General features: G+C 66.4%; 13 protein-coding genes. 7 read left to right on the top strand and 6 right to left on the bottom strand.

Translation table 11 applies throughout. The annotated features are described in order from the left end of the window. Window positions 1-70 precede the first annotated feature (70 nt). Both A9310_RS23940 and serA read right to left on the bottom strand, forming a co-directional pair. Window positions 71-1,078, bottom strand: coding sequence for a 3-isopropylmalate dehydrogenase (locus tag A9310_RS23940; protein ID WP_065632707.1), 1,008 nt, complete (start codon window positions 1,076-1,078; stop codon window positions 71-73). Further along, complete coding sequence (serA, locus tag A9310_RS23935; RefSeq protein WP_065632751.1) at window positions 1,075-2,670, bottom strand: phosphoglycerate dehydrogenase; 1,596 nt, start codon at window positions 2,668-2,670, stop codon at window positions 1,075-1,077. Before serA ends, A9310_RS23940 begins: the two co-directional genes overlap by 4 nt. 340 nt (window positions 2,671-3,010) lie before the next feature. Between serA and A9310_RS23930 the strand changes: the two genes are divergently transcribed. Further along, window positions 3,011-3,676, top strand: a complete 666-nt coding sequence (locus A9310_RS23930) for a trypsin-like peptidase domain-containing protein (protein ID WP_058252132.1) — start codon at window positions 3,011-3,013, stop codon at window positions 3,674-3,676. A gap of 103 nt (window positions 3,677-3,779) precedes the next feature. Here A9310_RS23930 and A9310_RS23925 read toward each other — a convergent pair whose 3' ends face one another. Then, on the bottom strand, window positions 3,780-4,850 hold the full coding sequence (locus A9310_RS23925) for a LacI family DNA-binding transcriptional regulator (protein WP_368072727.1): 1,071 nt from the start codon (window positions 4,848-4,850) through the stop codon (window positions 3,780-3,782). 198 nt (window positions 4,851-5,048) lie between these two features. On the opposite strand from A9310_RS23925, the gene A9310_RS23920 reads away from it, so the two are divergent. From A9310_RS23920 to A9310_RS23895, 6 genes are all read left to right on the top strand, one after another. Further along, entirely contained in the window at window positions 5,049-6,128 is a 1,080-nt protein-coding gene (locus tag A9310_RS23920; protein ID WP_058252134.1) for an asparaginase, read from the top strand. 4 nt (window positions 6,129-6,132) lie between these two features. Beyond that, complete coding sequence (locus tag A9310_RS23915) at window positions 6,133-7,011, top strand: polysaccharide deacetylase (RefSeq protein ID WP_065632705.1); 879 nt, start codon at window positions 6,133-6,135, stop codon at window positions 7,009-7,011. A gap of 94 nt (window positions 7,012-7,105) precedes the next feature. Further along, entirely contained in the window at window positions 7,106-8,479 is a 1,374-nt protein-coding gene (locus tag A9310_RS23910) for an MFS transporter (RefSeq protein ID WP_058252136.1), read from the top strand. After that, window positions 8,476-9,240 (top strand): SDR family NAD(P)-dependent oxidoreductase, encoded by a 765-nt coding sequence (locus A9310_RS23905; protein WP_065632704.1) that lies wholly within the window; start codon window positions 8,476-8,478, stop codon window positions 9,238-9,240. The genes A9310_RS23910 and A9310_RS23905 overlap by 4 nt, the downstream gene beginning before the upstream one ends. Before the next feature lie 27 nt (window positions 9,241-9,267). Continuing rightward, window positions 9,268-10,005 carry an SDR family NAD(P)-dependent oxidoreductase gene (locus A9310_RS23900; RefSeq protein WP_065632703.1) on the top strand — a complete coding sequence of 246 codons (738 nt, stop codon included), beginning with the start codon at window positions 9,268-9,270 and terminating at the stop codon, window positions 10,003-10,005. 47 nt (window positions 10,006-10,052) lie between these two features. Beyond that, complete coding sequence (locus tag A9310_RS23895; RefSeq protein WP_254661326.1) at window positions 10,053-10,274, top strand: hypothetical protein; 222 nt, start codon at window positions 10,053-10,055, stop codon at window positions 10,272-10,274. A 71-nt stretch (window positions 10,275-10,345) separates the two neighbouring features. Here A9310_RS23895 and A9310_RS23890 read toward each other — a convergent pair whose 3' ends face one another. From A9310_RS23890 to A9310_RS23880, 3 genes are all read right to left on the bottom strand, one after another. Further along, window positions 10,346-11,197, bottom strand: a complete 852-nt coding sequence (locus A9310_RS23890) for an alpha/beta fold hydrolase (protein ID WP_065632702.1) — start codon at window positions 11,195-11,197, stop codon at window positions 10,346-10,348. A 47-nt stretch (window positions 11,198-11,244) separates the two neighbouring features. Continuing rightward, window positions 11,245-12,015: a hypothetical protein gene (locus A9310_RS23885; RefSeq protein ID WP_065632701.1), complete on the bottom strand. Its 771-nt coding sequence runs from the start codon at window positions 12,013-12,015 to the stop codon at window positions 11,245-11,247. Window positions 12,016-12,077: 62 nt separating this feature from the next. Further along, on the bottom strand, window positions 12,078-13,439 hold the full coding sequence (locus A9310_RS23880; protein ID WP_065632700.1) for a hypothetical protein: 1,362 nt from the start codon (window positions 13,437-13,439) through the stop codon (window positions 12,078-12,080). Between the last annotated feature and the right edge of the window lie 76 nt (window positions 13,440-13,515).

Below are 13,515 nucleotides of genomic sequence, written 5' to 3'. Positions count from 1 at the left end.
CCCACCAACGGGCGAACCCGCCACCGAATCGGTGGCGGGTTCGCCCGTTGCTCTTGAATCTGCCTGCGAATCAGAGCCGTTCGCGGATACGCGCACCGATCTCGGAGGTGCTGAACGTACCGCTGCGCTCGGCGAGGTCGTCGGCGACGGCCTTCTCGATCCGGGCCGCGGCGTCGTCGTCGCCGAGATGCTGGAGCAGGAGCGCGACCGACAGGATCGCGGCCGTCGGATCGGCCTTGCCCTGCCCGGCGATGTCGGGTGCCGAGCCGTGCACCGGCTCGAACATCGAGGGGTTGGCGCCGGTGGCGTCGATGTTGCCCGACGCGGCCAACCCGATACCACCGCTCACCGCGGCGGCGATGTCGGTGATGATGTCGCCGAACAGGTTGTCGGTGACGATCACGTCGAAGCGGCCGGGGTCGGTGACCAGGTAGATGGTCGCCGCGTCCACGTGGCAGTAGTCGGTGGTGACGTCGGGGAACTCGGCACCCACCTCCTCGACCGCGCGACTCCACATCGACCCGGCGAAGGTCAACACGTTGGTCTTGTGGACCAGCGTCAGCTTCTTGCGACGCTGCTGGGCACGCTGAAATGCGTTGCGCACGACGCGTTCCACACCGAACCGGGTGTTGACGCTGACCTCGGTGGCGACCTCGTTCGGGGTTCCGACACGGATCGCGCCACCGTTGCCGGTGTAGGGCCCCTCGGTCCCCTCCCGCACGACCACGAAGTCGATGTCGGGGTCGCCCGCGAGGGGCGAGGAGACACCGGGGAAGCGGCGCGACGGCCGCAGGTTGACGTGGTGGTCGAGTGCGAATCGCATCGTCAGGAGCAGACCACGCTCCAGCACGCCCGACGGCACGGACGGATCGCCGATGGCGCCCAACAGGATCGCGTCGTGACGACGAAGCGACTCGAGGTCGTCCTCGGTGAGCAGCTCGCCGTTGCGGTGGTAGCGGCGCGCGCCGAGGTCGAACTCGGTGGTGCTCACCGACGGTACGACCGAGTCGAGGACGCCCAGTGCCTCGCCGATGACCTCGGGACCGATGCCGTCACCGGCGATGACTGCGAGTTTCATGCGAGGTCGACCTGTTCGATGAGGGTTGCGCTGACCGCGTCACCGATCGCGGCGACGACCTCGTCGTCGAGGACGCTGCTCACGCGCAGCATCATGGTCGCGCCGCCGCCCTCGGCGTCCTGCGACAAACCGGCCGCCAGGATGTCGATGCCGGCGTTCCCGAGCAGCGTTCCGATCTTGCCGAGGGAACCCGGCTGGTCGGCGTAGCTGACGATGAGGTTGTGCCCTTCGGCGCGCAGGTCGAAGTTGCGCCCGTTGATGTTGACGATCTTCTCCACCAGGCGCGGACCCGACAGCGTGCCCGAGACGTTGTGGGTCGAGCCGTCGGCGAACACGGCCTTCACGTCGACCACGCTGCGGTGGTTGGGGCTCTCCGGGGCGGTGGTGACCTCGCTGCTCACCCCGCGTCCCTCGGCGACCGCGGGGGCGTTGACGAAGGTGACCGGCTCGTCGAGCACTGCGGAGAACAGGCCGCGCAGCGCGGACAGGCCGAGCACGTCGACGTTGTTCGCGGCGAGTTCACCACGGACGTCGACGACGATGGAGGTCGGCGGCTCCTTGCTGATGGCCCCGACGAGCACGCCCGCCTTGCGAGCGACCTCGAGCCACGGTGCGACCTCTTCGTCGACGGCGCCCCCGGTGATGTTGACGGCGTCGGGGACGAAGTGACCGGCCAGCGCCAGTCGGACGCTCTTGGCGACGTCGGTGCCCGCGCGATCCTGCGCCTCGCTGGTCGATGCGCCGAGGTGGGGCGTCACGACGACCTGCGGCAGCTCGAAGAGCGGCGAGTCGGTGCAGGGCTCGGTGGCGAAGACGTCGAGGCCGGCCGCGCGGACCTGACCGGAGTTGATCGCGTCGGCCAGTGCCTGCTCGTCGATGAGACCACCGCGGGCGGCGTTGACGATGACGACGCCCTTCTTGGTCCGAGCGAGCTGCTCGGCGCCGATGAGGCCCAGGGTCTCCGGGGTCTTCGGCAGGTGGACGGTGATGAAGTCGGCGCGCTCGAGGAGTTCGTCGAGGCTGACCAGCTCGATCCCGAGCTGGGCCGCACGAGCCGGCGACACGTAGGGGTCGTAGGCGATGATGTGGGTTTCGAAGGCTGCCAGCCGCGCGGCCACCAGCTGGCCGATGCGGCCGAGTCCGACGACACCGACAGTCTTGTCGAAGATCTCGACGCCGTTGAACGACGAACGCTTCCAGGTCTTCTCGCGCAAGGTGGCGTCCGCGGCCGGGATCTGGCGCGACGCTGCCATCAGCAGCGCGACGGCATGTTCGGCCGCGGTGTGGATGTTCGAGGTCGGGGCGTTGACGACCATGACGCCGCGCTCGGTCGCGGCAGGCACGTCGACGTTGTCCAGACCGACACCCGCCCGGGCGATGATCTTCAGCTTCTTGCCCGCGTCGAGGACCTCGGCATCCACGGTCGTCGCGGAGCGGACCAGGATGGCGTCGGCATCGACGACCGCCTCGAGCAACTTGGGACGATCCGGGCCGTCGACCCATCGCACCTCGACACCGTCACCGAGTGCTTCCACGGTGGACGGCGCCAGCTTGTCGGCGATGAGTACAACCGGGCGGCCAGCAGAGCTCACAGTCATTTCTCCAGGTTCGGGGAGTGCGGTTTCACGAACGTCGGTATGGAGTGTCGGTGACGACTCCGTACGACAGCTTAAAGGTGTGGTAGGTGCCGTCGAGCATGCGGTCTACCCCGAAACGAGAGCCCTGTCCCCCGGCACGAGTAGAGTGTGACGCGCATTACGGCAAACTCGCGCGGCGCATCACAGAAGTGTTGCAAACCGACCGCGGCTCGATCCCACGCCGCCGTGCGCGCGTGGGGCGCCCGGTACGGTGTGCTTGCCGCCCATCGCTAAGTTCCCGACGGGCGGCGATGCCCGTGATCGAGAACTGGTTGACCCGAGAAGTGGAGTGCGGATGACGAAGAAGCTGACAGTACTGTTGGCGGTTTTGGCTGCGACGGTGCTGGCCGGCTGGGGAGGGGGCGTCGCGGTTGCCGCACCGGCGAAGATCTTCATGGGAGGCGGGTCCGGAATCCTGGTGCTCAAGGGCGGCAACTCGGCCGCGGCCTGCACCCTGACCACCATCGGCCGCTCGAAGACCAACAAGCTCATCGGCGTCACCGCGGGACACTGTGGCACTCCCGGCCAGAAGGTCTACTCCGAGACGTTCCAGGATCGCGGCCAGGCAGGCACCATCACCTACACCGCGCCGGATCTCGACATGGCGATCATCGAACTCGACGCCTCGCGAGTCGTGCCGCTGCGCACGGTCCGCGGCGTGACGATCCGCTCGGTCGACCAGGCGCCGCTCGCCTTCCCGACCATCGCCTGCAAAGAAGGCCGGACCACCGGCAACACCTGCGGCATCGCCTGGTTCTCCGACGGCGACGTGCACGTCAGCCAGATGTGCGTCATCGAAGGTGACTCCGGTAGCCCCGTGGTCGTCGGCGACCGGCTGGTGGGCATGGTGAACGCCTACTACTTCCTCGGTTGCCTCGGCCCCGAGACCGGCACCAACATCCAGCCGATCCTGAAGCGGATCGCTTCGCTCGACGCTTACAAGGGATTCCGGGTCGCCTGACGACTCTGGTCCCACCCCCACCGACGCCCCGGATGGTTTCCCTCCGGGGCGTCGTCGTGTCCGGGGTGACGTACGCGACGCCGCTGCGTGTGGTGTTCGCCCGTCAGGCCTCGACGGATGACGGGTCGCCCGCCTGCTCGCTCATGGAGGTGCTGCTCGATCGGATGATCAGCTCGGGCTCGAGCACGACCGACTCGGGCGTCCGGCCGCCGATGACCTCGAGCAGCAAGCCGACGGCTCGTCTGCCCATCTCGTGCATGGGCGACCGGATCGTGGTCAGTGGGACGGCCCCGCCCGCAGCGATGGGCGTGTCGTTGTAACCGACGAGTGCAACGTCATCGGGTACCCGAATCCCGCGATCGCGCAGGGCCCCGAAGGCTCCGATGGCAGCGAAGTCGTTCGTCGCGAAGATGGCATCCGGCACCGACCCGGTCTCCAGCAGCTGCTCGACCGCGGCACGACCGCCGGCCGGGTCGAAACCCGAATACACGATACGGTCGTCCGGGATCTCGACGCCCTGTTCGGCGAACGCGGTCACGATGCCGTTGGTGCGGTCACGTGCGGTGGACGCGAACTCCCAGCCGGCGAGGACCGCGACATCTCGCCGCCCGGTGTCGTACAGATGCCCACCGACCAGCCGTCCGCCCTTGACGTCGTCGACCGTCGCCGAGGGATAGTCCCCCGCCGTTCGTGACACGAGCGCGAATTTGACTCCCTCCGAATAGATCTCGTCGAGGAAGTGGTGATCGAGATGAGCGTCCCCGTAGATGAGGCCATCGACACGGCGGTCGATCATCATGCGGGTCCGCGAGCGTTGATTGTCGGGCTTGTCCAGCGAGTTGGTGACGAACGTCGAGAGTCCCGACTCGTAGGCCGCCTCCTCGACTCCCTCGTAGATGGTGGCGAGTACGTAGTCCTGTAGCCGCGGTACGAGTACGCCTATCAGTCCGGAGCGACGGGTCCGCAGGCTCGATGCCTGGGGGTTCGGGGAATAGCCGTGTTCGGAGGCGAATGCGCGTATCCGGGCGACAGTGTCGGAGGACCCCCAGCGGAGCGCGGCGTCGCCGGGCGTGTTGAGCACCCGGGACACGGTTGACGGGCTGACCCCCAGTTCGGTGGCGATCATGCGGAGTGTCAGCGGCCCCCTCGCCGTCCCCTGTACTGGCTTTCTCAACCCGGCCCTCTCTCGTCGATGGCCCACAGCGTACCCAACGACTTCTGTTACGTCGCGATTTACACAAACGTTTGGCGGAAGTTACACAAACGATTGCGTCAAACGTTTGGGTTGTGCTTCACTTCACGTCATGCACGTCACAGTCATCCGAATCGCTCCCGCCATCGGGGGCCTCACCACACCTTCGAGCCGCAACCGATGACGCGGATCGCCATCGTCGCCACGGGCGGCACCATTGCCTCCGAGGCCACCGACGCCGGGGTCGTGGCGACCAAGACCGCCGCGCAACTAGTCGAACGGGCGGGCCTCGACGACATCGAGATCGAGACGGTCGATCTGATGACGGTGGGCTCCTACCGGCTGACACTCGGACATCTGCGGCAGATCAGTGACGCGGTCGGCGCACTTCTCACCCGGTCCACGGAACGGGTCGACGGCGTGGTGATCACGCACGGAACCGACACCATGGAGGAAACTGCGATCCTCCTCGACCTCGTCCACGACGATCCCCGTCCCGTCGTCCTGACGGGTGCCCAACGGGCCGGCGACAACGCCGACGGTGACGGTCCGGGCAACCTCACCGACGCCGTCCGCGTCGCCGCGACGCCGACCGCCCGCGACCGTGGCGTCATGATCGTCTTCGCCGGACAGATCATCCCCGCCCGGGGGGCACGAAAGATCCACACGACCGCACTCGATGCATTCCGCTCCGTCGTCTCTGCCTCGTCGGGGAAGGTGACGAATGGGCAGGTCTGCTTCGGGCCCACGGCGCCGCGACCCGACCCATTGCCACGCCCAGATGCTGGATTCGACGACACGCGTGTCGATCTTGTCGACGTCTATCCCGGTGCGGACGACGCGCTGCTGCGCGCGGCTGCGGCCTGCGGCGCCGCCGGAATCGTGCTGGCGGGAACCGGTATCGGCAACGGCAACCCGGCGATCGTCGAAGCCGCGGCCGACCTCGTCGATGACGGCCTGGCGCTCGTCCTGTCCACCCGTGTACCGGCCGGACCCGTCCGCGGCGTCTACGGCAACGGCGGCGGTGCGGATCTGGTCGGCGCCGGCGTCCCACCCGTCTCCGGCCTGCCTGCGACGCAGGCACGGATTCTGTTGGCGCTGTTGCTGTCCACCGGCCGGACGCGCGACCAGCCCCTCGCCCACTTGATCGAGACATATGCAGATGTGTCGCCGAACCGGGCATCGAATTCCGACGTTTCCACCGACATCCACACGACCCTCATCCACGACAACGAGCTCCCGAACACCAAGGAGGACTGAAACAATGGCCAAGGAAATCTTCGTAGCTTTCGGCATCGACGTCGACGCGGTCGGCGGCTGGCTCGGCTCATACGGCGGCGAGAACTCTCCCGGGGACATTTCTCGCGGAGTGTTCGCGGGTGAGGTCGGCGTCCCCCGCCTCAACAACCTGCTCGCGAAATACGATCTCCCGGCAACCTGGTTCTGGCCGGGGCACTCCGTCGAGACATTCCCCGAACAGTTCGATCAGGTCGTCGCCGCGGGACACGAGATCGGTGTGCACGGATACAGTCACGAGAACCCGATCGCGATGACACGTGAGCAGGAATCGGAGATCCTCGATCACTGCATCGATCTGATCAGCACTCGGACCGGCAAGCGGCCCACCGGATACGTCGCGCCATGGTGGGAGTTCAGCAAGGTCACCAACGAGTTGCTCGTCGAGCGCGGGATCACCTACGACCACTCGCTGATGCATCGTGACTTCGAGCCGTACTACGTCCGGGTGGGTGACTCATGGACCCCGATCGATTACGACAAGCCGGCCGCGGAATGGATGAAACCGCTCGTCCGCGGTGAGGAGACCGACCTGGTCGAGATCCCGGCGAGCTGGTACCTCGACGATCTCCCCCCGATGATGTTCATCAAGGGCAGCCCGAACAGCCACGGATTCGTCAATCCGCGACACATCGAGGAGATGTGGCGTGACCAGTTCGACTGGGTCTATCGCGAAAGCGACTACGCCGTCTTCACATTCACCATCCACCCGGACGTCTCCGGCCGGCCGCAGGTGTTGCTCATGCTCGAGCGCCTGATCGAGCACATCAATTCGCACGACGGTATCCGTTGGGCGAATTTCGACACCATCGCCGAAGACTTCAAGAAGCGCTCGCCGCGCCGCTGACTTCCGGGCCGCCGACTGCCGCACCGCCCATTCCCCTATGCCGACCCGATGACGCGCCGGCTTCGCACATCCCACTGAGCAAGAGAGCACAACCATGTCTCAATCCACCACCCCACCCCCGGGGCTGCGTCGTGTCACCGGCAAGGAGACCCGACGCGCGTCCGGAATCGCGTTCTTCGCCTGGACGATCGCGGTGTACGACTTCATCCTGTTCGGCACGTTGCTCCCGCGGATCGAGGAGTCGTTCGGCTGGTCGACCAGTCACGCACTCCTGGTCTCCACCCTGGTGAGCGTCGGCACCGCGATCGTGGTCCTCCTCGTGGGTCCCATGGTCGACAAGCTCGGACGTCGCAAGGGCATGATCATCTCGGTCGGCGGTACCGCGGCGTCGTCGGCGGCCACGGCGGCGACGTTCGGCGCGACCTCGCTGATCGGTGTCCGCGCGATCAGTGGCCTCGGCCTCGCCGAGCAGTCGGTCAACGCCACGTATCTCAACGAGCTCTACGAGCTGACCGAGGACGAGAAGATCAAGAAGCGTCGTGGGTTCGTCTACTCGATGGTCCAGACCGGTTGGCCGGCCGGCGCATTGCTCGCGGCCGGATTCGTCGCCATCGTGACGGCCATCTTCGGCGCGGACTCCTGGCGGATCGCGTTCCTGCTGGCCACCATTCCCGCGGTCATCGTCGCCCTCGTGTGCCGCACCCTCAAGGAGAGCCCGCAATTCGAGGCGCAGCACGCGGTCAAGCAACTCCGCAAGGCCGGAAAGCACGACGAGGCGGAGGCCCTCGCGGCCGCGACCGCCACGGTCGAGCAGACCTCGGCACCCTTCAAACGGATCTTCACCGGCAAGCACCTGCGCAACACGGTCGTGTTGTCCCTGGCCTGGCTGCTCAACTGGTTCGCGATCCAGACCTTCTCGGTCCTGGGTACCACGGTGCTGGAGAAGGGTAAGGGGATCGACGCCTCGAGCACCCTCATCCTCGTGGTGCTGTCGAATCTGGTCGCGGTCGCGGGTTACCTCGCGCACGGCTGGGCCGGCGACCGATTCGGGCGGCGCAACACCATTGCCGTCGGCTGGTTGCTCTCGGGTCTGTTCTTCGGCGCGATGCTGCTCGGACCGTCGAGTCAGATCTTCGTGCTCGTGACCTACATGATGGGCCTGTTCTTCCTCCTCGGCCCGTACGCCGCCATCATGTTCTTCCAGGCGGAGTGCTTCGACACCGATTGTCGCGCAACGGGAAGTGCCTTCATCGGCGCGATGTCGCAACCCGGAGCGATCATCTCGGGCTTCATCCTGACCGGTCTCACCGCGGCATCGGTCGGTTACTCGACCGCCGCGCTCTGGGTCGGTGCGCTCGGCGCCATCGCGTCGGCGGTGATCGTGCTCGGCGCACGCAAGGTCGCCGACACGCCGCCGCAGGCCGGCGTGCCCGCGGGCCCCACGACGACGGCAGGAGCACAGGCATGACCGACCCGGCCGTTGCCATGATCACCGGTGCCGCTTCGGGCATCGGCGCCGCCACCGCGGTCTGCCTGGCCGAACGAGGCGTGCGCGTGGGGATCGGGACATTCCCGGGCGACCCGCACGATCCGGAGACGACGCTGCGGGACGTCAGCGACGCCGGTGGACAGGGGCGGATCGTCGAGGTCGACGTGCGCTCGACCGAGTCGGTGGACGCCTTCGCCGCGGGCCTCGTGTCGGCGTGGGGACGTCTCGACATCGCGGTCGCGAACGCGGGAATCCTCCGCGAGGCCTCGTTCGATTCCATCACCGACGAACAATGGCACGACATGATGGCCGTCGACCTGCATGGCGTCATGCGGACGGCTCGCGCCGGACTCCGCCACATGACCGAAGGCGGATCGGTGACCGTGATCTCGTCGATCGCCGGCGGTGTCTACGGGTGGCAGAACCACGCCCACTACGCGACGGCCAAAGCCGGGATCATCGGTCTGGCTCGAAGTCTCGCCGTCGAATACGGGCCCCGGGGCATCCGCGCGAACGCCATCATCCCCGGCCTCATCCGGACTCCGCAGTCGAGTGACGCCGTCAATTCGCTCGGCCCCGAGGGCTTGGACCGGGCAGGGGGTTACATCCCCTGGGGTCGGGTCGGCCATCCACGGGAGGTAGCCGAGGTGATCGCCTTCCTCTCGAGTCCGCAGGCCTCCTATGTCAGCGGTCAGGCGATCGTCGTCGACGGGGCACTGACCACCGCTATGCGCGACTGAACAACGGGTTGAAAGAGAGGATCTGACATGACCGGAATTCTCCGGGGCCGGCGCGCTCTGGTCACCGGCGCGGCGTCGGGAATCGGGCGTGCGATCGCGTCGGCCTATCTCGCCGAGGGCGCCACTGTGACGCTTGCGGATCGCGATCATCGGGTGACCGCAGTCGCCGACGAGGTCGGCGCCCGGCGCGGGGTCGTTCTGGATGCGACATCCGAGCCCGAGGTCGATGCGCTGGTGGCGCGGATGGTCGACGAGGACGGTGGACTCGACATCCTCGTCTGCTCACACGGCATCCTCACCCAGTCGCCGACCGTGGACATGTCCACCGAGATGTGGCGTGAGACCATCGACATCGATCTCACCAGCGTCTTCTTGTGCAATCGGACGGCGCTGCGGCCGATGTTGGCCCAGGGCGCCGGGCGCATCATCAACGTGGCCTCGCAGCTGGGCATCAAAGGCGGTGTCTCGCTGGCGCATTACGCCGCGGCGAAGGCTGGCGTGATCGCGATGACGAAGTCGATCTCGCTCGAGACCGCGGGACGTGGCGTGCTCGTGAATGCCATCGCACCCGGTCCGATCGACACCCCCATGGTCGAGGGCATCGACGACGGGTGGAAGCGAGACAAGCGCGCCGAACTCCCCCTCGGACGGTTCGGCCGGCCCGAGGAGATCGCACCGGCAGCCGTGCTCCTCGCCTCCGATCCGGGTGGCAACCTGTTCGTCGGGCAGGTACTCGGCCCCAATTCCGGCGACGTGATGCCCTGATGTGCGGAGGTTGCGCAGGCGCACCGCCGGATTGGGCCGCGGAGTTCGTGTCCGGGCCTCGCCGGCGTGCGCACGTGGCCCGGCGGATGTCGGAGCTGCTGCGCCGCGACCATGTTCGTGCAATTCCCTCGGGATGGGTGGTCAGCGCCCCCACCGGTTCCGCGGTGGTGTGTCGCACCTACGACGAACTCGTCGACATCGTCTCCCGGCGGTCCGGACTCGAGACTGCCCACGTACGGGAACGGGGTCTGCCGGCACACGCCATGTGACGATCACGATCACCGCCGCGGCTACCGGAGAACTTCCGGCAGCCGCGGCGTCGTCGGTGAGGTCACCGCGGTCACGTCACCGCCCCGAGCCAGTCCTCGATCTGCCGGGTGACCGCTGCCGTCGCTTCCAGAGGTGCGAGATGTCCGACACCGTCGAGGATCACGGGGTCGCGGCGGTCGGGCAGGAGGTCTCGTAGCTGCGTGGCCTGCTCGACGGGAATCCACGGATCGTCGGCGCCCCAGCCGATCCGCGTCGGGCACCGGACCTGCGACAGGCGTTCCGCGACGGGTCTGGTGTGCTCCGGCCGCAATGCCGCGATCTGACGATAGAACCCGGCTTTGCCTTCCCCGCCGAGCCACGGACGGGTCAGCTCGTCGAAGTCATTGTCCGTCAGCCGGTGCCGCGCGGCACCGGCGATGTACTCGCGCACCAACGCCGCGTGCAAGGGGTCGGGAAGTTGCTCGAAGACCTCGGTGTTGTCGGCGACCAGTCGAAAGAAGGGCGACCCCCACGGATCCAGAGTCACGATGTCCCAGAGGAACAACGACGCGTACTCGCGACCGTGGAGCAGATGCGCACCCAGTGCCACCGCGCCCCCGATGTCGTGTGCGATCACGTGCGGCCGCGTCAGACCCCACTGTGACTGCAGCACAGCGAATCTCGACATCTGGGTCGCCAGATCCACCGGTGCGTCCCTGACCATCGACTGCCCGTATCCGGGCATGTCCCACAGGAAGACTCGGCGACCGAGGCCGATCTGGTGCGCCACGCCGGCCCACACGTACGCCGACCACGGGGTCCCGTGGCACATCACGACCTCGGCGCCGGTGTGGCGGGGCGGCTCGAAGACATATGTCGCTACTTGTACGCCGTCGACGGTGCGATGAATCGGCTGCGGCAATTCAACACTGAAGCTCTGCACGCGTCAGACCCTAGACCGGAGGCGCCGATCGCGGCGAACCCCTGGACCTACCGACCCGTGTCGACGAAATCTTCGGCGGCAAGGCGCGCCGCAGCGCGACCGTCGCTCAGCTCGATCCGCGATTCTGGATTCAACCAGTAGAACCGCAGCAACGAATACAGCGCCGCACCGCCGGGCGTGTAACAGGGCGCGTCACCCAGCACGTATGGTTTTGACGCCTCCGTCGTCTCTATGTACACCACGTCACGCTTTGGCCATGACCCGATCCGTTCGGCGTCCATACGAGTGATGTCTGCCCAGCGAAACGGCGTCTGCGACGAAGTTCGATTGAGTGTCACAGCATCTACGTCCAGCGTGATCCTCGGCGGCCCATGTTTGTGGCGTGCATACTCGGCATAGACTGCAGCAACGACAGTGACGCCCACCGCTAGAGGAAAGAAAGTCCGCTGACCAGGCGTCAGCGACAAGTCGAGTTTCCCCATCGGGACAAGTGCCACGAATACGATGCCGCCGGCCGCCCCCAACGCGAGCGCGGCACGGGATAGACGGTCGAAAATCTGGTCGTATCGCAGCGTGAGACGACCGGTCGCCGTGTCTACATTCGGTTGCACCTGTTCGAAGACACGCGTACGCAGCCCCCCGGCCAGAAATGCGCACATCCCGAGCGCAAACGTCACGGCGACGAACACCGTCGGCACGTCCTGCGACCGAAGCGCCGTCACCAATAGAGCGACTACAGCCGGTGCCATCAGTGCGACGAACAGTACACCGGTGATACGGCCACCTCGCCACTCAGCGGGCCTGCGAATGTTTGTCATAACGATCCTTGCTGTGAATACGGGATACGGGTGCCGCTGCCAAATCGGGTTGGTTGGCGACGTCACGACGCCGGTGACGGGCAGACAGCTTCGCCGACCTTCGTGCCAATCGACCCGAATATCCAGCTGCCGGCCATCGAACCAACCGCCGCCCCGCCCACGGCAAGCGGACCCCCCGCGGAAGTGAACCCGCCCCCAGCGACACCGCCCGCGACCCCTCCGGCGACTCCAAGCGCCGCGGAGATACTGGCAACGCATTTGTCCTCGGCCACAACCACGTCGTAGATACCCACGCCGATGGCCAACGCCGGGCCACCGTACTTCGCGCCCACGCCAATGTTGTCAACAGCGGCGGCCGAGACCCGCGGGATACTATGACCGTCGGCAACATACTTGTCGACTCCGCTGAGTGCTCCTCCGATGGTCGTCGCGACCGGATGTGTGAAAAACGGGCTGTCAGAGGGGATGTCTCCCGTGCGGCCGTCGGGTGTGGTGACCCGACCGCTCTTGTACCCGTCCTCCCACTCCTCCGCGTATGCCGTCGTTCCGTCAGCCCATGTGGTTGAGAATCTCTTAGTGCCGGTGAGGTCCTCGTACGAATACGAGGTCGAAATAGTCTCTCCTCCGCGGCCATAATGCTTCACGGTTGTCTCGGAGAGCTTCATCGTCGGCATAGATCCTCGATAAGGATTCCATTCGGTGATCACCTGACGAGTACCGTCCTGCATGTACAGGACCTTGTGCCGACCTTGGTCGTCTTCGAACTTCTCGGTCGCTCGTACCGTCATAGCCATGTCCTCGGCACGCACCATCAGTTGCTGTTGAATGCCCAAAAGCGTTCCCGGATTGGGCACTTGATCGGTCGGTGGCACGAACCCCGGGACAGGGACGAACGTGTTGGCCGCTGGATTCGTCCAGCCATGCCTGCCCGCCGCAGATTGGATAGCCTCCGCAATCGCGTCGTCAGCGGCGTCGACGGCCAGCAGTAGCTGGTTCACCTCGCCTTGCTGACTGTTCGCTTCCGCGACCAGACGGTCAGCCTCCTCCTGGGACAGTTCGATCGGATCGATCAGAACCACCCACGCGTCCGTAACCCACAGTTTGCTCGCGTCGACGGCATCGGCCTTCGTGAGAAGGCCAGATCGCGCAGTCGCCAACGTGTGTGCACCCTCGGAGAGCGCCGATCCGACAGATGCAGCAAATGATGCGAGGCTTGCAGACGAAATGCCGGCGCGTCGGAACGCCTCGGTCCCGGCATCGTGGCTTTCGCCCGACCATCCGCTCAGCGAGGGCAGGTTCTCACACGCGGTGTACACCGAACCCACAGCGGACTCCACAGACGTCCCTGCGGTTTCGATCGATTCCCCACCACCGGCGAGTGTTCCAGGATTCCAACCGGTCAGCTGCGGCCGGGTCGGCAGCATGTCAGTTCCTCCCCGGTCCGAACTCGAGGCGCTCGAACGTCCGGGCTAGCGTCGCATCCTCGACCTCGAAGGTGTT

It is taken from the genome of Gordonia sp. UCD-TK1 (assembly GCF_001691435.1).
In the GTDB taxonomy this organism is placed as follows: Bacteria; Actinomycetota; Actinomycetes; order Mycobacteriales; family Mycobacteriaceae; genus Gordonia; species Gordonia hongkongensis.
The sequence above is the reverse complement of the archived record's forward strand: the minus strand, read 5'-3'. Positions and strand labels throughout refer to the sequence as shown.